Source organism: Arthrobacter sp. K5 (assembly GCF_040448525.1).
Taxonomy (GTDB): Bacteria; Actinomycetota; Actinomycetes; order Actinomycetales; family Micrococcaceae; genus Arthrobacter; species Arthrobacter globiformis.
This window is the reverse complement of the sequence record NZ_CP159279.1, coordinates 3620845-3641102: the sequence shown is the minus strand read 5'-3', so window position 1 is coordinate 3641102 and position 20258 is coordinate 3620845. Positions and strand designations below refer to the sequence as shown.

Here is a 20258-nt window from a genome sequence, read left to right as displayed (position 1 = left end):
GGAAAGCCCGACTAAACGAAAGGCTTTCGTTTTAGTATGAGGGCGTGTGGCGCCGAGCACAATAGCTTTTTCAAAAGCGGCTGCAACCGCTGCCGGAGACTAGGCTGGGTTCCGATGTTCCAGAGCTGCAGACAGGAGATTCCATGGGGCGCCCGCTCCTCCCGCTGATATCCGTGGAGGCCCTGACGACGGCCGCGCTGGAGCTGGTCGATGAGAGCGGCGACTTCAGCTTCCCGAAGCTCGCGAAGAAAATCGGCGTCAGCCAGTCCTCCATCTACAACCACGTCAGCGGCCGGGACGAGATCCTGGAACTGCTGCGGCACCGGATCATCACCGAGGAGCCGTACCCTCCCGTGGACCACAGCGAGTGGGAGGGCGCGCTGCGGGTCCTGATCCGCGCGTACCGGGACGCCTTTGCCCGCCATCCGCGCCTGGCTCCGCTGCTGGTGCTGCAGTCCATCACCGATCCGGCGGTCATCGGCCTCTACGAGGACCTGGCGCTGGCCCTGGAAAGCGCGGGATTCAGCGGGCGTGACGTCGTGGCGGCCATTTCCACCATCGACAGCTTCGCCCTGGGCGCGGCCCTGGACCTGGCGGCGCCGGAAGTGGTGTGGGATCCGCCGGCGGAGGGCTACCCCACGCTCAAGCGGGCGCTCGGCAATGCCGGACCGTCAGAGGAGCGGGGCGGACACGCCTTCGACTTCGGCCTGGAGGTGGTCATCGGCGGGCTTCGGGCGAAGCTGGGAGGCCAGGAAACGCGGGCCTAGGAAACAGCCCGCCGGCGCGCCCTCAGGGTGGCCACTCCCCACAGCGCCAGGAAGGCAGCCACCAGGAGCAGCCCGGCATCGCCCAGGTCTATCCCGCCCAGCCAGGCCGTGAGCGGGTCCTTCAGTCCGAACGCCGCGTTGCAGAAACCGGCGAGGGTTATTCCGGCGACGAAAAGCGCGGACAGTGCCGAGAGCCCGGTGATGACGGCGTTGAACCCCAGCTTGCGCAGGGGATCATGGATGGCGGACCCGTACATCCGCATCATCGCCACGCCGTTCGCCGTGTCGCACAGGGTCATGGCGGCGGTGAAAGCAAGCGGCAGTGCCAGCAGCGCGGCGGGCGACACGCCCGCCAGGGATGCCGCCGTCGTCATCACCAGAAGTCCGATGGTGGTGGCCGTATCAAAACCGAGCCCGAACAGGAACCCGATCACGTACACGTTCCTGGGCCGCCGCACCTTGGACAGTGGCCGGGCCATGAGGCGGGCCACAAAGCCCTTGGCCTCGAGTTCCCCGGGGAGCACCGTGCCGCCGCCGCGGACCCTGCGGTAGGATCTGGCGGCTCCCAGAAACGCCGACCCGTTGAAGATCCCCATGGCCAGCAGGAACAGGCCGGAGACGCCGCTGCCGATCAGCCCCAGGACCAGGTTCCCGGTGCTGCCCTCGGTCATGAACCTGCCCACCAGCGATACCCCTGAAACCACAAGTGCCCCGGCCAGGATCACCACCGAACTGTGCCCCAGGCTGAAAGCAAATCCCACACTCGTGGGATCCTGCCGCTGGGCCACGAACTTCCGCGTGGAGTTGTCGATCGCGGCGATGTGGTCCCAGTCGTAGCTGTGCTTGATGCCGGCCAGGTATGCCGTGAGCACCAGTCCGAACGCCAGCGGCTGCCCCGACGCTGCCGTGCCGGCAATCAGGAGCACGACGGCGGCCAGATGCAGGATGCCCACCGCACCAAAGGTGGCCAGCAGGCGCGTCCGGAGCGGCAACTGCTCACGCTCGCGGTACATGGCTGCGAACTGGGTCAAGGTAGTCATCAGTACTTCCTGAGGTTCAGGGGCGCTTGGCCATACCAGCGTTGACGGAGAAGGCCGCTGCAGCCACCCAGTAGCGTATTGAGTTTTTCGGTGCTGTTGGACAGTGACCGGAGCACCAGGGCCGTGATGCCGTCCATTGTGGCACTGAGCGAGACCCCTGTGTAGGCGTCGAACTTTTCCGCCAGCCGGTGCAGGTCGTCGGCGAGCGCCTGGTCTACGCGGGCGTCCACCACCACCAGCGAACCCAGGTGGCTGTAGCCCTCCATGAAGCCGGTCCCCGTGACGTCGTCGAGCGGCGGCCGGACCAGCAGGTTGTCCAGGGCGAGCAGCCGGGTGCCCGCGTCCGTCTCCACGCGGATCTCGTTGCGGAGCCGCAGTTCCTCGTACCGGAAGGAGGCCCCGTCCGGGGACCATCCCGGCGTGATCACCTCCGCCATCATGAGGCTCGACGTCGGCCGTACCGTGATGTGGGTGTTCTGCCGGTAACTGGCCTCCCGGTAGGCGATGACTTGGTCCGGCGCCAGTTCCAGCCGCGAGCCCTCCCCCAGCCGGACGCTCATGCGCTGCTCGGCAAACGATCCCGGGGTCCGGTAGATCTTCGTCGCGGACTGCGTGGTGAGCAGCAGGTCAGCCCCGTCACCCACCTCCACGTCCAGAACGTAGAGATCTGCCCCCAAGTAGGCCCCGCCCGGATTCACGACGACATAGCAAACCTGCCCGCTGTCATCCAGGTAATGCGGCCGGAGCACCCGTAACGCGCCCCGATGGTACTGGTGCGTTGCCACGGACTTCCCCGCACGAAGCTCGATACGCAGGGCAAGCTCGCCCATGGGTGCGGGGGTGCGTCCGGCGGCTTCGTCACCTTGAGGGACCGCCAACGGGATCGTGCTCATGTCGCCAGGTCGAGCATCAGGACGTCGCGCCGGATCCATTCGATGACGTGCTCGAGGCCTTCGTCCGTCTTGAGATTGGTGAAGCAGAACGGCTTGGCGCCGCGGAATTCCCTGGAGTCGCGTTCCATGACGGCGAGGTCGGCGCCGACGTGCGGGGCGAGGTCGGTCTTGTTGATGATGAAGAGGTCGGACTTGATCATGCCCTGGCCGGCCTTCCGCGGGATCTTCTCGCCCTGCGCGACGTCGATGATGTAGACGGAAAAGTCCACCAACTCGGGGCTGAAAGTGGCGGAAAGATTGTCGCCGCCGGACTCCACGAAGATCACCTGCAGGTCCGGGTGCCGCTGTTTGAGCTCTTCGATGGCGGCCGTGTTCATCGACGTGTCTTCGCGGATGGCGGTGTGCGGGCAGCCGCCCGTCTCGACGCCGATGATGCGGTCCTCGGGCAGGATGCCGTTGGCGGCGAGGATCTTGGCGTCCTCGATCGTGTAGATGTCGTTGGTGATGGCGGCCATGGAAATCTCCGCGCTCATGTGGCGCGTGAGCCGTTCCACCAGCTGGGTCTTTCCGGCGCCGACGGGGCCGCCGATGCCGATCTTGATGGGTTCAGTCATGTTGTCCTCCTGCTAGCTCATGAACATGCGGGCACGCTGGCGCTCATGCCTCATCTGCGAAATCTCCAGTCCGGGGCTGACGGCACCGAAGTCGTCCGGTGTGAGGCGGGCGGCCCGCTCGACGGCGGCAGCAACGGCGTCGTGAGCGTTTCGCAGCACCCGCTGCCCGGCGGTCTGCCCGAGCGGGATGGCCCGGACGGCGTTCTGCGTCAGGGACGTGACGGTCGCGAAAAGGTGCGCGGCGATCGCCTCAGCCGCCGGAACCCCGAGGGAACGGGCGACGACGGCGAACGCCAGCGGCTGATGGCCGGCGGCCCGGCCACTACTCACCAATGCCCGGTACGCGGACAGTTCGGCCGAGGGAAACACTTCGGCGCCGATGTCGAGCATCCGGTTTCCCATCTTGATGCTGGCCTCACGCACCTGCCGCGGCAAAAGCTGCGCGGTCAGCAGCCCGTCCAGCTCGAGAACATCCCACCCCTCATACAGGAATCGCATGGTCGGGGCGTCGGAATAGGTCAGCTGCTGCGAGAGGAACGCTCCCAGCCACCGCCCAAAGGACTCCTCATCATGAACGACCCCCCGCTCAATGTAGGTCTCAAACCCCAGCGAGTGAGCAAACGCCCCTGTAGGAATCGAGGAATCAGTTAGCTGCCGCAGGGAGAGCTGGTAGCTGTTCCCTGAAGCCGACGGCTCGTCAGTGCGTGTGTTCAGCATGGCGGAAAGGCACTGGCATGACGCGTTCCTGGCGGTTGTAGGGCACTCCGACGTGTTTGAGGTAGTCCTCGACGGTGTGGTCGTACTGGCACACCATGACGTCGGCACCGTACTCGGAGGACGCGTCGAAGAACTGCGCCTGCAGGTGCCGGTTGCCCAGGGAATGTGCCACGACGCCCATTTCGTGAATGGTCCGTGGCGCGATCACCAGGACGTCGGTGGGCAACACGGAGACCACGATCATGTTGGTTTCGGCCAGGTGCAGCACGTCGCCGTCGCGGAGGTCTGCCGATCCCGCTGGAAGCCTGATGCCGATCTCGTTGCCGTGGTCGGTGGTGACGCGCTGGATGCGCTTGACCAGCTGGGCACTTGGCAGGACTACTTTCTCCCGGTGCAGGCCGGCGTAAGACTCGGCGGCCGGAAGGTCGTGCAGGTTGCCGAGGATTTTTTCGATGATCACGTCAGGCTCCGGGAGTTAGAAGAGGAAGTAGCGCTGTGCCATGGGCAGGACGTCCGACGGTTCACAGGTGACGTCCTCGCCGTCCACGCTCACCTGGTACGTTTCGGGGTCGACCTGGATGTCCGGTGTGGCGTCGTTGAACTTGAGGTCGGCCTTGGACAGCGTGCGGATCCCCGACACGGGGCGGATGTGCTTTTGGAGCCCCAGTTCTTCCGGCACCCCCGCATCGATGGCCGCCTGCGACAGGAACGTGATGGAACACTGCTGCACGGCTTTGCCGAACGCGGCGAACATGGGGCGCATGGTGCGCGGCTGCGGGGTAGGGATGGAGGCGTTGGCGTCGCCCATCAGCGCGTAGGCAATCTGGCCGCCCTTGAGGACCAGCTCGGGCTTCACGCCGAAGAACGCGGGGTCCCAGAGCACCAGGTCCGCGAACTTGCCTTCCTCGACGGAGCCGATGGAGTCGGCCATGCCCTGCGCGATGGCGGCGTTGATGGTGTACTTCGCCACGTATCGCTTGATCCGGAAGTTGTCGCTGTCTGCCGAGCCGTGTGTTCCACCGGCAGGGTCTTTGAGGACGCCGCGCTGCTTCTTCATCTTGTCCGCCACCTGCCAGGTGCGGGTGATCACCTCGCCCACGCGCCCCATGGCCTGGGAGTCCGAGGACGTGATGGCGAAGATGCCGAGGTCCTGCAGGACGTCCTCGGCGGCAATGGTTTCGGCACGGATGCGGGAATCTGCGAAGGCCACGTCCTCGGGGATGTCCGGATTGAGGTGGTGGCAGACCATGAGCATGTCCAGGTGCTCTTCGATGGTGTTGCGGGTGTAGGGCAGCGTGGGGTTTGTGGAGGCGGGAAGCACGTTCGGCAGGCCGGCGATTTTGATGATGTCCGGTGCGTGCCCGCCTCCGGCGCCTTCGGTGTGGAACGTGTGGATGACGCGCCCGCCGATGGCGCGGATGGTGTCCTCCACGAAGCCGCACTCGTTCAGGGTGTCCGTGTGGATGGCCACCTGGACGTCGTACGCGTCCGCCACTTTCAGCGAGGTATCGATCGATGACGTGGTGGAACCCCAGTCCTCGTGGACTTTGAGCCCGATGGCACCGGCCCGGATCTGTTCGGCCAGAGGTTCGACGGCGGACGCGTGGCCCTTGCCGAACAGCCCGATGTTGATGGGCATGCCCTCGGTGGCCTGCAGCATCCGCTGGATGTGCCACTTGCCGGGAGTGACGGTGGTGGCTTTGGTGCCTTCGGCCGGCCCGGTGCCGCCGCCCACCATGGTGGTGACGCCGCTGGTAAGGGCGGTGGGCACCTGGTCCGGGGAGATGAAGTGGATGTGCGTGTCCACGCCCCCGGCGGTGAGGATCTTCCGCTCCCCCGCAATGATCTCTGTACTCGCGCCGATGACGATGTCCACGCCGTCGGCAATCTGCGGGTTGCCGGCCTTGCCGATCCGGAAGATGTGGCCGTCCTTCAGTGCGACGTCGGCCTTGTAGATCCCGGTGTAGTCCAGCACCACTACATTGGTGATGACTGTGTCCGGCACACCGCCATCAGGACCGCCGTCCCGGGTGGCCTGGCCGTTCTGTCCCATGCCGTCCCGGATGACCTTCCCGCCGCCGAACACCACTTCCTCACCGTAGTTCGTGAGGTCCTTCTCAATCTCGAGGAACAGTTCGGTGTCCGCCAAGCGGATGGCGTCGCCCGTCGTCGGGCCGTACAGGTCCGCATACTGCCTGCGGGACAATTCGAAACTCATTGGCGGCCGCCGTCCCGGTCAGCACCGAGGCTGCCGTTCACCGCGTTGCTCAGGCCATAAACCTCACGGCTGCCGGCCAGCCGAATCAGCCGGACGGTTTTCCCGTCGCCCGGTTCGAACCGTGCGGCGGTGCCGGCGGGGATGTCCAGGCGCCGCCCATAGGCAGCGCTGCGGTCGAATTCCAGCGCCGGGTTCGCCTCCGCGAAGTGGTAATGCGAGCCCACCTGCACGGGCCGGTCACCGGTGTTGAGGACGACGACGTCGATCGCCTCCCTGCCCGCGTTGAGGACCAGCGGTTCGGGACGCAGGACGTACTCTCCGGGAATCATGATGCCCCCTATCGGATGGGGTTGTGGACGGTGACGAGCTTGGTGCCGTCAGGGAAGGTGGCCTCGATCTGGACATCGTGGATCATCTCCGGTACGCCCTCCATGACGTCGTCACGGCTAAGCAGCGTGGTGCCGTAGCTCATGAGCTCAGCCACGGTGCGGCCATCCCGGGCACCCTCGATCAATTCATAGCTGATGATCGCCACGGCTTCCGGATAGTTCAGTTTGAGTCCCCGCGACTGGCGCCTCCGGGCGAGGTCGGCGGCGACCACGATCATGAGCTTTTCCTGCTCACGGGGCAGCAGATGCATGAGGTTCCCTTCAACGGCCTACGGGTCGGCGTGGGACCCAGACTAAGCCCCGTTCGTTTCCACCACGTTTCCGGAGCATCAGGTCGGCCCCCAGCAGCCGCGTTTCCCAACGGCCTCCGCCGTCAGCGGTCTCGGCTCTTGTCTCCGCTGAGGCGGGCGAGGATTGCATCGTTCGACTGGACAGGCTGGCGGTATGTGGTGGACAGGATACGCAGCATGTCCGCTGCGTCCTGGCTGTCCTCCGAGGCCATGGCGTCCTCCGCATACGTCACCCGGATGTTGTGGGCGAAGGCGTCCGCTCCGGTCTGGGCGATGCAGTTGTGCGTGGAGACGCCCGCCAGCACCACTTCGTCGGCGTCCCAGTTCCGCAGCCGGGACAGCAGGTCGGTTCCCATGAAGGCGCTGTCCCGCGTCTTGCTCAGCTGCGGCAGGCCGTCGGTGACGAGGCCGGGCACAGCCTCCGCCTGCTTGCTGCCCCGAAAAATGAAGCCTTGGTCATCGTCCAGCATGCTCAGCGTCCACGTTGACTTGTCCCGCTCGTGCTCGGTGCCAACCAGCAGCGCCCTGTGTCCGTTGGACGTGAACCCCTCCAGCAGCCTGTTGCAGGAGGCGACCAGCCGCTCCCGCTGGGCTGCCAGTTCCGGCGCTTCGAAGTATGCATTCTGCATGTCGATGATGAGCAGGGCAATCATGGATCCACCTTTCGTGCACTGAGAATTTTAGGGGGCCGAGGCACGGATCCTCAGTTCAAATTGCGCTTCCACATGCGTGCCTTCGGCAGCCTTCCCGGATTCCTCAATCCGGTCGATCAGCAGCTGCACGGACCGCTCGGCGATCTCGTTCATGCCGGGGGCAACAGTGGTCAGCGACGGGGACGAGAACCGCGCCTCATCAATGTCGTCGAACCCTGCCACGGCAGCATCCTCGGGCACCCTGACCCCGCGGAGCAGCAGTTCGTGCATCGCCCCCAGAGCCAGGGCGTCGTTCAATCCAAAGACGGCGTCGAACGGCTGGCCGCCGTCCAGGAGCCTCGCCACCGCCGTCGAACCGCCGTCACGGCGCCACTCCGATGGCACAATCAGGGCCGGATCAAAGGCCACACCCGCCTCGGCCAGCGCCTCCCGGTACCCGGCCAGCCGAAGTCCAGGCGAGCCGGCACGGTCTTCGGGAGAGGCGCCGATCACCGCGATTCGGCGCCGTCCTCCCGCCAGCAGGTGGGCTGTCATGGCCTTGGCCGCGCCGACATTCTTCATGGTGACGAGGTCGAACCGCGGGTCGTCGATGTGCTCGCCGAGCATCACGACGGGTTTGGTGCCACGGCGGGCGGCGGCCACGGCGTCCGCGTCGAGCACCAGCGGAGTGAACAGGAGGCCATCCGTCAGCTGGCTCAGGGATCCCTGCAGGGCGGTGAGCTCGTTGGCCCTGGTCGCCGCGGACTGCTCGACCAGGACGCGGTAGTCCCGGGCGGCTGCCACAGTCATGAGTTTGGAAGCGAGCTCAGCGTAATACGGCACGGAGAGATCGGACACCACCAGGCCCAGCATGCGGGACTTCCCGGAACGCAGGCTCCTCGCCGTCAGGTTCGCCTCATAGCCAAGCTCGGCGATTGCGTCCAGCACCTTCTGCCGGGTGGCCGGCCTGATGAACTCATAGTTGTTGAGCACATTTGACACGGTTTTGAGGGAAACTCCGGCCGCACGGGCAACATCGTTCATTGTCACGGCCATGCAGGGTCCCTTTCGCGGCAGACATCCCCCTCGGACATCTCTCTTTCGATACATCGTTGCAGAATGCAGGCCACCCCGCCCATCAAGAATTTCCCAAGGTGGGTCCCCCACTCTTTCTGCAAGGTCTCTTGGCTCTGGGGCCAGGCAACGGCGCCTGGCCCCGGCGACAATCGGCGGTGTCCTCATAAGCGGCGGCCACCGGCGGGACCGGTCCGGAACGGGTGTCCTCTTAAGTGTTAAGCGGCGGCCACCCGGGCCGGCCACCAAGGATCGCGGCAGGACAGGGTGGGGAACGTTGCGGCGGAAGGGGGCCGATTTGTTGCAGGGTGCAGGGGGATCCATCGAGGGATTACCCCCGTCAGAACGGCAGTTTGCTCTTGTGGTTTCCCACCATGCCCGCACACCGCACCAGGGAGCCGTTCCCCGGTGCGGAGACGGGGGTCCCGAACCGGCTGACGGCGCGGACGGCCGGGGAACCGGCCTGGAGTTCCTGGCCCGCCTCGGTTCGGGACCCATCCGCATCACCTCGGACGTCATCGCGGACCTGGACGGCATCGCGGGAGCGGTTGTGCTTGCCACGTGCAACCGGTTCGAGGTCTATTGCGACGTCTGTCCGGCGGCCGATCCGGAAACCACCAGGAGGCACGTGCTGGGTATCATCAGCACATGCTCGGGTGTTTCCCACGATGAACTCAGCCGGGCGTTTGACTGCCTGACCGGCACCGCCCTGACCGAGCATCTGTTCTCGGTGGGGGCCGGCCTTGACTCGGCGGTGGTGGGCGAACGGGAAATCACCGGGCAGCTGCGCCGCTCACTTGCCTCGGCCCAGGAGACCGGATCGGCCAGCGGATCACTGGTCCGGCTCTTCCAGGCAGCCTCCCGCGCCGCCCGCGAAGTTGGATCGCTGACGGCCCTGGGTGAGGCCGGCCGCTCCATGGTGTCCGTTGCGCTGGACCTGGCTCTCTCCCGGCTGGGACGCCGGGACCTGTCCGGCCTGTCCGTGGTGGTCCTCGGCACCGGCGCCTACGCCGGATCCACCCTTGCCCTTCTGGCGGCAAAGGCGTGCCCGGCGGTGTCCGTGTTTTCCTGGTCCGGGCGGGCCGAGGCCTTTGCGTCAGCCCGGGGCGCCACGGGCCTGACCTCCGAGGATCTGCCCGCTGCCGTCCGCGGAGCGGATGTGGTGATCGGCTGCAGCGGCCGCGGCCCCCGGCTCGGCTCCGGGGACTTTCGCGCCTTCCGGCAGGGCGCTGCCGCACCGCTCGTCGTCGTCGACCTCGCCCTCAGCCGGGACTTCGAACCGGAAGTGGGCGAACTGCCGGGGCTTGACCTCATCACGCTGGAGCATGTGCGGCTGGCCTCGCCGCGTGAACAAACCGACGTCGTCCGGCAGGCCGGTGAACTGGTCCGGCAGGCCGCCCGGCGCTTCGAGGAGGACCGGCACGTGCGGCTCCTTGATCCGGCGATCGTGGCGCTGCGCGAACACATGCAGTCGGTGCTGGCGGGTGAAGTGGCCCGGGTGAAGAACCAGCATGGCTGCACGGCCACCGCGGAAGCGGTGGAATTCGCCCTGCGGCGGGTGGTGCGGCAACTCCTGCATGTTCCCACCTCGAGGGCACGCGAGCTGGCGGCAGCCGGCCGGCAGGACGAATACACCGCCGCCCTGGAAACGCTGTTCGGGCTGGACCTGACGGCGGCCGGGAAAGCGGAGGCCGGCGCAAATAAAAAGTCCCCGGATTCCTGTTCCCAGGAAGCCGGGGACTTTCCACTCTTCGCTAAAAGAGTGGGCCCTGTGGGGATCGAACCCACGACCCACGGATTAAAAGTCCGATGCTCTACCAACTGAGCTAAAGGCCCAAACTGTCTGCTGAAATGCGGGCTTCAGCAGCCTGCAAACGCGAAACAGTTCCTGTCCATTTCTGGACGTTTAATACTGTACCCCAGACGGTGGCGACTTCAGCACGGCGCCCCGCCGCCGCCGTCGAACGTGTCTTTTTTGGGAGACGGCAGGGTTTCGGGCTGCTGGTGCAGGACGGGCCGGGCGCTGCAAGGGGCGCTCGATTCCGGTTCCTTGCAGGAGTAGCGTGGGACCATGAGCCAGAATGCAGGAACCAGCGGCCCGGGCGGGGCGGAGCGGCACCACAAACCGAAGCCTTTTGCGCCCATAGATTTCGAACCTTTCGCGGGCGGCGCCGATCCGGCGCGTGTCTCGGAAGCTGCGCACCTGGCCGCCCAGGCCCTGGTGCGCCACGGGCGGGACAGCGATGATCCCGTCATCACCAAACGGCTGGTCAAGCTGGCCGACGAGCAGGGCCTGGAGGCAATCGCGGAGATGTGGGCTGAAAGCCCGGCACGTTCACTGCCCGGCGCGCTGTGGCGGCTGTATGCCCTCCGCGCGGCAACCGTGCAGGATCCCGAGCGCATCTCCGTTTATTTCAAGGCGGGCAAGGACACAGCGCAGGTCTCCAATGTGGTGGCCGGCGCGGCCGAACCGCCGGGCGCCGACGAAATGAAGACCATGGCGGACGCTATCCTGTCCGGGGCATTCGACGGCGACTTCGACGTTGCGCTGGAACGGTCCGCCGCGTTCTGCCGCGTGGTGGCGCTGGGACAGGCCACGCTCGCGGACGGTGCGGAGCATTCAAACGAGAGCCACGCGCGCAAACTGACGCGCAACTCGCACCTGCTCGTCAAGACCGCAGAGGACCTCGAACACGCCGCCAACGCCTGGCGACTGGGTGAGCTCGACTGACCCATCAGGCCCGATCTGTCAATGTTGACTTGGCCCAGCCAAAGTAGAACACTGAAATAGGTGCCGAACCGCGAAACCCCCGGGCTTCAACATTTAGCCGCCTAGAGCGGCCTACCGCCGAGAGGCGTATCCGGTTCGGCACCATTTTTATGCCCTCATCCAGCTGCCGGTAAAGTACTGGGTAGCTGCGGCTCCGAGGTCAAGTCAAAAGCCTCCCGCGGCGTCCCGCCCTGACGATCCTCCGGAGACCGGTACTCATGAAGCTGCGCCTTTTTCCCCAGGAGCCCGCAGGCCTGAACCTGCTGTCGCAGCTGGCCCGGCAGATCGTTCTTGCCAGCGCAACCATGGCTGAAATCCTCGGCGCGCCGGCCACCGAACACCACCGGCTGGTCGAGGACATGCACAACCACGAGGCAAAGTCGGCCGAGCTGCACTTCGCCCTGCTGACCCACATGCGCACCAGCTTTGTGAACCCCCTCCCGCGCGAGGACATGTACGCCCTTTCGCAGTCCCTGAATGAAGCCATTGAGAAGCTGGACGCCGCGGCCGAACTCGTAGCGCTCTACAACCTGGACCGGCTGCCCAAGCGCGCAGCCGACCAGCTGGAGATCATCAGCCGCCAGGCCGAGCTGACGGCAGACGCCATGCGCCGGCTGAACAACCTGGACGACCTTGAGGACTACTGGATCGAGGTCCTGCGCCTGGCCAAGCGGGCCGAACGGACCCACCGCGTCTGGGTCGCGGACATGCTCAAGGACATGAAATCCGCCCAGTACGCCCGCAACCGGGACATCGCCAACCAGCTGGTGGACGTCACCAAGGACATGCGCCGTATCGCCACCCAGGTGGGCAGCATCATCGTCAAGGAATCCTGAGGTGACGCTGTTCATCTTTGCCCTGGTGGTGCTCCTCACCGCGGCTTTTGCATTCATCAACGGCTTCAGGGACGTGTCCACCTCCGTGGCCCTTGCCGTGCGGACACGCGCCCTGACACCCACCGTGGCCGTGCTTCTGGCTGCCCTCTTCAACCTCATCGGCGCGCTGCTGAGTGCCGGCCTGGCCGTGGCCATCAGCCAGAACTGGGTTGTTCTCCCGCCGGGCGACAGCGGCCTGACCATCATCGCCGCGGGCCTCGCCAGCGCCTGCGCCTGGGGCCTGTTCCTGTGGTGGCGGGGCATTCCCTCCTCCTCCACTCACGCCCTGGTGGGCGGCCTGGCGGGCGCGGGAACCGCCAGCGTGCTGGTGGGCGGCAACTCCGTGGGCGGCGTGGACCAGTCACTCCTGTTCCAGGTGGTCCTTCCCCTGGCACTCTCGCCGCTCATTGCCTTCATCGCCGCCTACCTGCTGGTGTTTCCCGTCACCTGGGCCGCGCGGTACACCCAGCCGAGCGTGGTCAATAAACGGTTCCGGGCTGCACAGTCGATCGCGGCCGGCGCCGTGGCTTTCGGCCATGGGCTGCAGGATGGCCAGCGGGTCAGCGCGGTACTCATCCTGGCGTTGCTGGCCGCCGGTTACTCGGACGGCGGCTCGCTTCCTATGTGGGTGGCGCTGCTGTCCGCGGTCATGATCACGGTGGGCACGCTCTTTGGCGGCTGGCGCATCTCGCACACCATTGGCTACCGGCTCACCCGGATTGATCCGCTGCGCGGTGTGGTGGCCCAGGGTTTCAGTGCTCTCCTGCTGTTTATTGGCGCCATCGGGCTGCACTGGCCTGTCTCCACCACTCACACGGTCACGTCCGCCGTGCTTGGTGCGGGGGAAAACCAGCAGTTCGCCACCAGCCACCGCAAGCTGGTGACCCGGATCCTGTCACTGTGGGTCCTGACGCCGGCGGCCACCGCCGCGGGAGCCTTCGTCCTGGAACTGGCACTCTCCCCGCTCATCGCGGCCTAAAAAGATCGATTGCTCCCCACAGGCTCGGCGAGCTTGCGAGTCCGGGGTGCGGCTGGGTGGGCCCACAGCCGCAGGGGTCCCCGGGCGAGCTTGCGAGTCCGGGGTGCGGCTGGGTGGGCCCACAGCCGCAGGGGTCCCCGGGCGAGCTTGCGAGTCCGGGGTGCGGCTGGGTGGGCCCACAGCCGCAGGGGTCCCCGGGCGAGCTTGCGAGTCCGGGGTGCGGCTGGGTGGGCCCACAGCCGCAGGGGTCCCCGGGCGAGCTTGCGAGTCCGGGGTGCGGCTGGGGATTATCCGAAGCGGCCGGAGACGTAGTCCTCGGTGGCCTTCTGGCTCGGGTTGTTGAAGATGGTGCTGGTCTCGGCGAACTCGATGAGCTTGCCCGGCTTGCCGGTGCCGGCGATGTTGAAGAACGCCGTCTTGTCCGAGACGCGGGCGGCCTGCTGCATGTTGTGGGTCACGATCACCACCGTGTACTGGTCCTTGAGCTCGTTGATGAGGTCCTCAACGGCCAGGGTGGAGATCGGGTCCAGGGCGGAACACGGCTCGTCCATGAGGATTACCTGCGGTTCCACGGCAATGGCGCGGGCGATGCAGAGGCGCTGCTGCTGGCCGCCGGACAGTCCCGAGCCGGGCTTCTCCAGGCGGTCCTTGACCTCGTTCCAAAGGTTGGCGCCGCGGAGCGAGCGCTCCACCAGGGCATCGGCCTCGCCCTTGGAGATCTTCTGGTTGTTCAGTTTCACGCCGGCCAGGACGTTGTCCCGGATGGACATGGTGGGGAACGGGTTGGGCCGCTGGAACACCATGCCGATCTGGGAGCGCACCGTCACCGGGTCCACGCCGGGTCCGTACAGGTTGTCGCCGTCGAGCAGCACCTCGCCCTCGACGCGGGCGCCCGGCAGCACCTCGTGCATGCGGTTCAGCGTGCGCAGGAAGGTGGACTTGCCGCAGCCCGAGGGGCCGATGAACGCCGTGACGGACTTGGCCTCGATGTTGATGCTGACATCTTCCACGGCCAGGAAATTGCCGTAGTACACGTTCAGGTCTTTGACGTCGATGCGCTTGGACATGATGTTCCTTAACTTGCTGGGATGAATTGAAGTCTAGAGCCCGGCCTCCCGGGCCGGACAGCGATCGGTGTGGGCGGTCCGGCCTAGCGGCCCGTCTTCGGGGCGAAGACCCGGGCAATCAGGCGGGCGCCGAGGTTGAGCAGCATCACCAGGATGATGAGGACCAGGGCCGCACCCCACGCCCGCTGCGACGAGGGGTCGGGGTTGGACGGCGAGGTGGGGTTCAGGATCTGCGTGTAGATGAACGTGGGCAGCGAGGCCATCCATCCGCCGAACACGTTGTTGTTGATGCTCGTCGCGAACCCTGCGGTCACCAGGATGGGGGCGGTCTCGCCGATCACCCGGGCGATGGCCAGGGTGACGCCCGACGCAATGCCGGAGATCGCCGTCGGAATAACCACCTTGAGGATGGTCCGCCACTTGCGGACGCCCAGCGCGTAGGAGGCCTCGCGGAGCTCGTTGGGCACGATCTTCAGCATTTCCTCGCTGGACCGGACCACCACCGGGATCATCAGCACGGACAGTGCGACGGCGGCGACGGCGCCGGTCTTGGTGCCGGGCCCTACCACCGCGAAGAAGAACGCGGCGGCGAAGAGGCCGGCGACGATGGACGGGATGCCGGTCATGACGTCCACGAAGAATGTGATGGCGCGGGCCAGCGGGCGGTCGTTGCCGTACTCGACGAGGTAGATCGCCGTCAGCAGGCCCACCGGAACGGAGATGACGGTGGCCAGCAGGGTGATCTGCACGGTGCCCAGGAGCGCGTGGTAGATGCCTCCGACGACCGGCCCGGTGCCTTCGGCCGCACGGTTGTCGAACACGCCCGTGACGCCGTTCATCGAGGTGCCCAGGAAACCGGGGTTCAACAGGCCCGGGATGCCGTTGACCATGACGGTCCAGATAACGGAGATCAGCGGCAGCAGGGCAACCAGGAAGGCGCCCACCACCAGGCACGTGGCGAGCTTGTCCTTGGCCTTGCGCGCCCCCTCAACGGCACCGCTCCAGCCCACGAGCCCGGCGGCGAAAAGAACGGCGGATACGACTCCCCAGCCGAAGGCGTTGAAGCCGATCAGCGCGAGGATGGCGGCCCCGAGGACCAGCGCGACGCCCAGAACCACGTAAGGGGCATATTTGGGCAGCTGGCCCTTGGTCAGGGCGGACCGCTTGCGGACGGGGGTCAGGGTGGAGGTCATTTAGTTGGCTCCCGAGAATTCTTTGTGCCGGCTGATGATCCACCGGGCGATCATGTTGACGGCGAGCGTGATCACGAACAGGACCAGGCCCGCGGCGATCAGCGTGCTCACCTTGAGGCCGCTGGCCTCGGGGAAGTTCAGGGCGATCTCGGCGGCGATGGTCTGGTTGCCGGACTGGATCAGGCTGGCGGTGAGTGCGCCGGAGGACAGCACCAGCGCCACGGCCATGGTTTCGCCCAGCGCGCGGCCGAGGCCCAGCATGACGGCGCTGATGATGCCCGGGCGGGCGAAGGGCAGCACCGACATCTTGATCATTTCCCAGCGGGTGGCGCCCAAGGCGAGGGCTGCTTCCTCGTGCAGCTTGGGGGTCTGGAGGAAGATCTCGCGGGACAGCGACGTGATGATGGGGATAACCATGACGGACAGCACGATGCCGGCGGTCAGGATGGTCTTGCCTGTGGCGGAGGCCGGACCGTGGAAGATGGGCAGCCAGCCCATGTTCGCGGCGAGCCAGCCGTAGGCGGGCGAAATCTGCGGGGCCAGGAAGGCGGCGCCCCAGGCACCGTAGATCACGGAGGGGATCGCGGCGAGCAGGTCAATCACGTAGCCGAGGCCGGATGCGAGGCCGCGAGGGGCGAAGTGCGAGATGAAGAGGGCGACGCCGATAGAGACCGGCGTGGCGATGGCCAGGGCGATGATGGCCGCGATGAGGGTGCCGACGACGATCGGCCAGATGTAGGCGAAGAAGCCCTCGCCGCCCTGGATGTCCGCGGCGGGGGCGGTGAAGGCGGGAATCGCCTGAATGACGAGGAAGAGCGCCACGCCGAACAGCACGGCAAGAATCAGGCAGCCTGCCGCCAGGGCCGCTCCGGAGAAGACTTTGTCCCCGGCGCGGCCGGCGCCTCGGGAACTGGTCAGGGAGGTGGTGGTCATACCCGGCCCTTCGGTGTTGTTGATGCATCAGATGTGAATCGGGGTGGAACCGCGCTTACACGGCTAAGTTCCCCGCCCTGCCTGGCGGCTGGGCGGGGAATCTCGGCGAACAGGACAGACGTTACGACTTGACCTTGATCGACTCGATGGCCTTGGTGGCCTTCTCTGCCAGTGCGGCGGAGATCGGAGCCGACTTGGCAGACTCGGCGGCGGCGTTCTGGCCCTCTTCGGAAACTACGTAGGTCTCGAAAGCCTTGACCAGGTCGACCGTTTCCTGCTTGTCGTAAGTGGAGCAGACGATGTGGTAGGAAACCAGGACCACTGGGTAGGCGCCGGATTCGGTGGTGGTGCGGTCAAGCTTGATGGCGCCGTCGGTGTCGGCGCGGCCGTCAACCGGCTTGCCGGCGTCGACTGCCTTGGAGGCGGCTTCCGGGGAGATCTTGACGAACTCGGAACCGACCTTGATCTGGGCGATGCCCAGCTTGCCGCCTACGGCGGAGTCATCGGCGTAGGTCACGGCGCCCGGGGTGTCGGTGACGGTCTTGACGACGCCGGACGTGCCCTTGGCGTTCTCGCCCTTGAGGGATGCAGGCCAGATGCCGTCGGCCTTGTCCTTCCAGATCTCGGGAGCCGCGGCGGAGAGGTACTCGGTGAAGTTCTTGGTGGTGCCGGAGTCGTCAGAGCGGCTCACCGGAGTGACGGCGAGGTCCGGGAGCTTGGCGTCCGGGTTCAGCGCTGCGATGGCGGGGTCGTTCCACTTGGCGATCTCGCCGCGGAAGATCTTGGCCGCGGTGGGGGCGTCCAGCTTCAGCTCGGTGATGTCCGGCAGGTTGAAGGCAATGGCGATCGGCGAAATGTAGACGGGGATCTCGATGGCACCCTCGGGGCCGCAGACCTTCTTGGCCGAGGCCAGTTCCTCGTCCTTCAGGTAGGCGTCGGACCCGGCGAACTGTGCCGAACCGTCGAGGATGGCCTTGCGCCCGGCGCCGGAGCCGTCCGGGGAGTACTGGACGGTGGCGCCTTGGTTGGCGGAGGCGAAGTTCGTCTTCCAGACGTCCATGGCCGCGCCCTGCGCGGAGGAGCCGATGCCGGTCAGGGTGCCGGTGACCTTGGTGCCGGCGGCGGAGGCGCTGCCTGCCGGAGCGGTGTTGGTGGCATTGTCTGAACCACAGGCGGTGAGCGCGAGTGCGCCGGCGGCGATAACAGCGATAGCCGCGTGGCGGCCGAAGCGGAGTGCCTTCACTGGGTGTACCCCTTCCAGGGTTTTTCGATGCGGTACGGACCGGAGACGTCCGAACGTGACATGCGTACTTTTTGTACCTTCACTGAAGTTATGGGCCGCAGGTAACAAGTTTTGGGGTCCGAGGTGAACGCAGGGTTAACGACGGCGGGCCATTGGCTTACAGATGCTGAGTTGCCATTGCGTTAGTTTCGCCACAGTCGTAGTGATTCGGCTACACCGTTATCAGCCTTAACACTGGCCCCACGTGGCACGATGGGATCATGGAGACTTCAGGGCCCCTGGACGCGCGCCAGTGGGGTGAGGGGCCGCCGTCGGACGCCGACGTGGACCTGTACCGCAGGCTAAGTTCGGACATCACCGCCGGCGTGGCCGTCGTTTCCGCCCGGCTGCGGAACCGGGACTACGCCGCCACGGTGAGCGGCTTCCTCTCGGTGTCGTACGACCCGCCGACCATGCTGGTCAGCCTGTATGCGGAATCCCGCATTGGCGAGGCGGTGGAGGAAGCCGGCTCCTGGGCCCTGAGCGTGCTGTCCGGCAAGCACCAGGGCACGGCGACGTGGCTGGCCAGTCCGGGGACACCGCTGCACGGGCTCCTGGCGCAGGTCCCCTTCCGGCGAGGACCGGCCACGGGATCTGCGATCATCGACGGCTGCCTCGCTTACTTCGAGCTGCGGACCGTTTCGGTTCATGCTGCCGCCACCCACCTGCTGGTGGTGGGCGAGGTGGTGGCCATGGGCAGTGCGGCGGATCCGTCCGAGGTTCCGGACCCGCTGGTGCATTTTGGCTCGGAGTTCCGCCGACTGGCACCGTAACCGTTCAGCTCAAACCTGCTGGCACAGTAATAAAGGGTGCGTTCGGTCGGGAATCCCGGCCGAACGCACCCTGTTGTCGTCGCCTCGGGGGCTACTCGAGGTGGACAGGTTGGGCCGGACGGCCGGCCGGAGTGGGCTGCTGTCCCCGGAAGAACCACGCCAGCAGCACCGTCCCCAGCACGGCGATGGCGGTGGAGACCATGGCAAGTCCGGGAACCGCCGGGAGGACAAGAAAGACGACGGCTGCTGCCACGGCCAGGGCGATGACCGTGGTGCGGGGCTGCCTCATGGAGACGATGGCCTGGACCAGCACGGCGCCAAGGACGGCGGGCAGCACGTACAGCCGGGTCACGTTCATGACGGCAGGCGGGATAACGCTGATGAGCCAGCTGCCCAGCAGCCCCACGAAAATGGCCAGTGAGGCCAGGTGGACGGCGGCCGCACCGCAGATGGCGACGACGGACGCCAGCTGGCCGCGGCGGGTTCCGGGTTTGGCGCCGATGTTCGTCTGCGCGATGAGGGCGGCGGGAAGGAGCTTGTTGGAGATGTTGCCGATCATGAAGGCCTGGTACATGGCGGCCGGTCCGAGGATGGGGTAATACGTCAGCGGCTCGACGATCCAGATGATCCCGAATGTGGCGGCGACGGCAGCGAAGGCGATCCAGAGCTGCGCCGGCGCAATGTCCAGTCCTCCGGCGAAGACGAGATACAGGGGGCCGGCGACGGAGACCAGCAGGCCCGCGATCATGGTGGCCCGTCCCCAGCGCGAGGTGGTGCGGTCAAACTCGGTCATGGCCTGGTCCGTGGCTGCGAGTGCGGTGCTGCTGGCTGTCATACCTGGATTCCTGTCCATTGGTTTCGGGGGGGCGGGGTTGGCCGGTTCTGGCGGGTGGCTCGTGGTTGGCGCCGGTCAATTGCCGGACGCGAGAAGTGCGGCGCCAAGGGCGGCGACGATCGAGATGCCCAGGCCCCACTCCCGGAGCCAGCTTTTGCCGAGTGCCCTGGCCAGCAGCAGGGACACCGCCATGACGGAGGCGGATACGGCGAAGGTGACCACGTGGGTACCGGACTTTGGCAGCTCGGTGAAGCCCAGGCACGCGAAGGCTCCGATGAGGGCCGCCGCGGGGACGATGGCCATGGCCGCCGGGTTGATCGCGCGGACCTTCGCGTCGCCGCGGCGGAGCAGCGGGGTGAGGATCAGCGTGGCGATCATCCACATGGCTCCGCCGATGCTCATGGCAAAGAACGCCACCGCGAATACGCTTTGGGTGTAGCTCTCGTCGCCGAGCTTGGCGCCCAGGGTGCCTGCGGCGATGCCGGCCGCCGAGACGTCGTAGGCTGCCGAGCCGATCAGTCCGATCCTGGACAGCACGGCGGGTGCACCGAAAAGTGCCAGCAGCGCAATGGCCACGAGCGCGACGGCGAGCGACGGCCCGATCGCGGAGACAGCCCCGGACCGGAACGACGTCCTGATGTCCCCTGGTGTCATCTGCACCGACGGCGCGGCCCGGCGCACGGCCCGGAGGAAAATCAGTGACTGGACCACGATGACGCCGAAGACGCCCGCCACGCAGAGCCAGAGGACGGGGGCGTTGGCGATTGCAAGGATGTCCGTGGAGCCGGTGGGTGCCAGGGGTGCGTGCATGGGAGCCTCCTGATTGGGGCCCGCTGGGGGCCGGCGATGCTGATGCCGCGGGCAGGACCGCTGCGTTGCGGGATCTGTGACCTCCGACCGGATCGGCCAGCAGGTTA

General features: G+C 66.5%; 21 protein-coding genes, 1 tRNA gene and 1 pseudogene. 6 read left to right on the top strand and 17 right to left on the bottom strand.

All coding sequences use genetic code 11. The features are described 5' to 3' along the window. Positions 1–143: 143 nt before the first annotated feature. The gene (locus ABRP34_RS16540; RefSeq protein ID WP_353711026.1) at positions 144–767 is read left to right on the top strand and encodes a TetR/AcrR family transcriptional regulator C-terminal domain-containing protein; all 624 of its coding nucleotides are present in this window, start codon (positions 144–146) and stop codon (positions 765–767) included. Here the strand turns inward: ABRP34_RS16540 and ABRP34_RS16535 are convergent. The 10 genes from ABRP34_RS16535 to ABRP34_RS16490 form a co-directional block, all read right to left on the bottom strand. Continuing rightward, entirely contained in the window at positions 764–1807 is a 1044-nt protein-coding gene (locus tag ABRP34_RS16535; RefSeq protein WP_003799375.1) for a nickel transporter, read from the bottom strand. The two genes, ABRP34_RS16540 and ABRP34_RS16535, sit on opposite strands and share 4 nt — an antisense overlap. Next, a complete protein-coding gene (locus tag ABRP34_RS16530; protein ID WP_083839591.1) occupies positions 1807–2637 on the bottom strand; it encodes an urease accessory protein UreD in 831 nt (276 codons plus the stop codon). Before ABRP34_RS16530 ends, ABRP34_RS16535 begins: the two co-directional genes overlap by 1 nt. Positions 2638–2696: 59 nt before the next feature. Further along, entirely contained in the window at positions 2697–3314 is a 618-nt protein-coding gene (gene ureG, locus ABRP34_RS16525; protein WP_003799379.1) for an urease accessory protein UreG, read from the bottom strand. A gap of 12 nt (positions 3315–3326) precedes the next feature. Beyond that, positions 3327–4031 carry an urease accessory protein UreF gene (locus ABRP34_RS16520; protein ID WP_353711025.1) on the bottom strand — a complete coding sequence of 235 codons (705 nt, stop codon included), beginning with the start codon at positions 4029–4031 and terminating at the stop codon, positions 3327–3329. Further along, a complete protein-coding gene (gene ureE, locus ABRP34_RS16515; protein ID WP_003799382.1) occupies positions 4012–4491 on the bottom strand; it encodes an urease accessory protein UreE in 480 nt (159 codons plus the stop codon). Before ureE ends, ABRP34_RS16520 begins: the two co-directional genes overlap by 20 nt. A gap of 15 nt (positions 4492–4506) precedes the next feature. Further along, positions 4507–6249: an urease subunit alpha gene (gene ureC / locus ABRP34_RS16510; protein ID WP_353711024.1), complete on the bottom strand. Its 1743-nt coding sequence runs from the start codon at positions 6247–6249 to the stop codon at positions 4507–4509. Next, complete coding sequence (locus ABRP34_RS16505) at positions 6246–6578, bottom strand: urease subunit beta (protein WP_353711023.1); 333 nt, start codon at positions 6576–6578, stop codon at positions 6246–6248. Before ABRP34_RS16505 ends, ureC begins: the two co-directional genes overlap by 4 nt. A gap of 8 nt (positions 6579–6586) precedes the next feature. Continuing rightward, positions 6587–6889, bottom strand: a complete 303-nt coding sequence (locus tag ABRP34_RS16500) for an urease subunit gamma (RefSeq protein ID WP_307099209.1) — start codon at positions 6887–6889, stop codon at positions 6587–6589. 122 nt (positions 6890–7011) lie between these two features. Further along, on the bottom strand, positions 7012–7581 hold the full coding sequence (locus ABRP34_RS16495) for an isochorismatase family cysteine hydrolase (RefSeq protein ID WP_353711022.1): 570 nt from the start codon (positions 7579–7581) through the stop codon (positions 7012–7014). Positions 7582–7608: 27 nt separating this feature from the next. After that, positions 7609–8616, bottom strand: coding sequence for a LacI family DNA-binding transcriptional regulator (locus ABRP34_RS16490; protein WP_353711021.1), 1008 nt, complete (start codon positions 8614–8616; stop codon positions 7609–7611). Between ABRP34_RS16490 and ABRP34_RS16485 the strand changes: the two are divergent. Further along, positions 8615–10288 (top strand): annotated as a pseudogene (locus ABRP34_RS16485) (glutamyl-tRNA reductase); the annotation flags it as partial. The gene ABRP34_RS16490 and the pseudogene ABRP34_RS16485 sit on opposite strands and share 2 nt — an antisense overlap. 109 nt (positions 10289–10397) lie before the next feature. Here the strand turns inward: ABRP34_RS16485 and ABRP34_RS16480 are convergent. After that, positions 10398–10470 (bottom strand) — tRNA-Lys (locus ABRP34_RS16480). A gap of 235 nt (positions 10471–10705) precedes the next feature. Between ABRP34_RS16480 and ABRP34_RS16475 the strand changes: the two genes are divergently transcribed. The 3 genes from ABRP34_RS16475 (at position 10706) to ABRP34_RS16465 (ending at position 13258) form a co-directional block, all read left to right on the top strand. Then, on the top strand, positions 10706–11365 hold the full coding sequence (locus tag ABRP34_RS16475) for a hypothetical protein (protein WP_003799392.1): 660 nt from the start codon (positions 10706–10708) through the stop codon (positions 11363–11365). 257 nt (positions 11366–11622) lie between these two features. After that, positions 11623–12240, top strand: a complete 618-nt coding sequence (locus ABRP34_RS16470; protein ID WP_003799394.1) for a hypothetical protein — start codon at positions 11623–11625, stop codon at positions 12238–12240. 1 nt (position 12241) lies between these two features. Next, positions 12242–13258, top strand: a complete 1017-nt coding sequence (locus ABRP34_RS16465; RefSeq protein WP_003799397.1) for an inorganic phosphate transporter — start codon at positions 12242–12244, stop codon at positions 13256–13258. A gap of 287 nt (positions 13259–13545) precedes the next feature. Here ABRP34_RS16465 and pstB read toward each other — a convergent pair whose 3' ends face one another. The 4 genes from pstB to pstS form a co-directional block, all read right to left on the bottom strand. Next, positions 13546–14325 (bottom strand): phosphate ABC transporter ATP-binding protein PstB, encoded by a 780-nt coding sequence (pstB, locus tag ABRP34_RS16460; RefSeq protein WP_003799400.1) that lies wholly within the window; start codon positions 14323–14325, stop codon positions 13546–13548. An 83-nt stretch (positions 14326–14408) separates the two neighbouring features. Next, positions 14409–15518 carry a phosphate ABC transporter permease PstA gene (gene pstA, locus ABRP34_RS16455; protein ID WP_003799402.1) on the bottom strand — a complete coding sequence of 370 codons (1110 nt, stop codon included), beginning with the start codon at positions 15516–15518 and terminating at the stop codon, positions 14409–14411. Continuing rightward, entirely contained in the window at positions 15519–16451 is a 933-nt protein-coding gene (gene pstC, locus ABRP34_RS16450) for a phosphate ABC transporter permease subunit PstC (protein WP_306920474.1), read from the bottom strand. A gap of 121 nt (positions 16452–16572) precedes the next feature. Then, the gene (pstS, locus tag ABRP34_RS16445) at positions 16573–17694 is read right to left on the bottom strand and encodes a phosphate ABC transporter substrate-binding protein PstS (RefSeq protein ID WP_353711020.1); all 1122 of its coding nucleotides are present in this window, start codon (positions 17692–17694) and stop codon (positions 16573–16575) included. 260 nt (positions 17695–17954) lie between these two features. Here pstS and ABRP34_RS16440 point away from each other — a divergent pair, with 260 nt between their 5' ends. Beyond that, positions 17955–18506: a flavin reductase family protein gene (locus tag ABRP34_RS16440; RefSeq protein WP_353711019.1), complete on the top strand. Its 552-nt coding sequence runs from the start codon at positions 17955–17957 to the stop codon at positions 18504–18506. Between the two features lie 91 nt (positions 18507–18597). Here the strand turns inward: ABRP34_RS16440 and ABRP34_RS16435 are convergent, their stop codons facing one another. Together ABRP34_RS16435 and ABRP34_RS16430 are read right to left on the bottom strand one after the other, a co-directional pair. After that, positions 18598–19341, bottom strand: a complete 744-nt coding sequence (locus ABRP34_RS16435) for a hypothetical protein (protein WP_353711018.1) — start codon at positions 19339–19341, stop codon at positions 18598–18600. A 75-nt stretch (positions 19342–19416) separates the two neighbouring features. After that, the gene (locus tag ABRP34_RS16430; protein WP_353711017.1) at positions 19417–20151 is read right to left on the bottom strand and encodes a DUF5058 family protein; all 735 of its coding nucleotides are present in this window, start codon (positions 20149–20151) and stop codon (positions 19417–19419) included. Positions 20152–20258 lie beyond the last annotated feature (107 nt).

Excerpts from the sequence above, each read along its gene's own strand:
- ABRP34_RS16470 (WP_003799394.1), top strand. The coding sequence starts at position 11,623 with ATGAAGCTGCGCCTTTTTCCCCAGGAGCCCGCAGGCCTGAACCTGCTG.
- ABRP34_RS16475 (WP_003799392.1), top strand. The coding sequence starts at position 10,706 with ATGAGCCAGAATGCAGGAACCAGCGGCCCGGGCGGGGCGGAGCGGCAC.
- ABRP34_RS16500 (WP_307099209.1), bottom strand. The coding sequence starts at position 6,889 with ATGCATCTGCTGCCCCGTGAGCAGGAAAAGCTCATGATCGTGGTCGCC.
- ABRP34_RS16435 (WP_353711018.1), bottom strand. The coding sequence starts at position 19,341 with ATGACAGCCAGCAGCACCGCACTCGCAGCCACGGACCAGGCCATGACC.
- ABRP34_RS16490 (WP_353711021.1), bottom strand. The coding sequence starts at position 8,616 with ATGGCCGTGACAATGAACGATGTTGCCCGTGCGGCCGGAGTTTCCCTC.
- ABRP34_RS16520 (WP_353711025.1), bottom strand. The coding sequence starts at position 4,031 with ATGCTGAACACACGCACTGACGAGCCGTCGGCTTCAGGGAACAGCTAC.
- ureG (WP_003799379.1), bottom strand. The coding sequence starts at position 3,314 with ATGACTGAACCCATCAAGATCGGCATCGGCGGCCCCGTCGGCGCCGGA.
- ABRP34_RS16495 (WP_353711022.1), bottom strand. The coding sequence starts at position 7,581 with ATGATTGCCCTGCTCATCATCGACATGCAGAATGCATACTTCGAAGCG.
- ABRP34_RS16505 (WP_353711023.1), bottom strand. The coding sequence starts at position 6,578 with ATGATTCCCGGAGAGTACGTCCTGCGTCCCGAACCGCTGGTCCTCAAC.
- ureC (WP_353711024.1), bottom strand. The coding sequence starts at position 6,249 with ATGAGTTTCGAATTGTCCCGCAGGCAGTATGCGGACCTGTACGGCCCG.
- ABRP34_RS16530 (WP_083839591.1), bottom strand. The coding sequence starts at position 2,637 with ATGGGCGAGCTTGCCCTGCGTATCGAGCTTCGTGCGGGGAAGTCCGTG.
- pstC (WP_306920474.1), bottom strand. The coding sequence starts at position 16,451 with ATGACCACCACCTCCCTGACCAGTTCCCGAGGCGCCGGCCGCGCCGGG.
- ABRP34_RS16440 (WP_353711019.1), top strand. The coding sequence starts at position 17,955 with ATGGAGACTTCAGGGCCCCTGGACGCGCGCCAGTGGGGTGAGGGGCCG.
- ABRP34_RS16535 (WP_003799375.1), bottom strand. The coding sequence starts at position 1,807 with ATGACTACCTTGACCCAGTTCGCAGCCATGTACCGCGAGCGTGAGCAG.
- ABRP34_RS16430 (WP_353711017.1), bottom strand. The coding sequence starts at position 20,151 with ATGCACGCACCCCTGGCACCCACCGGCTCCACGGACATCCTTGCAATC.
- ABRP34_RS16540 (WP_353711026.1), top strand. The coding sequence starts at position 144 with ATGGGGCGCCCGCTCCTCCCGCTGATATCCGTGGAGGCCCTGACGACG.
- pstA (WP_003799402.1), bottom strand. The coding sequence starts at position 15,518 with ATGACCTCCACCCTGACCCCCGTCCGCAAGCGGTCCGCCCTGACCAAG.
- pstB (WP_003799400.1), bottom strand. The coding sequence starts at position 14,325 with ATGTCCAAGCGCATCGACGTCAAAGACCTGAACGTGTACTACGGCAAT.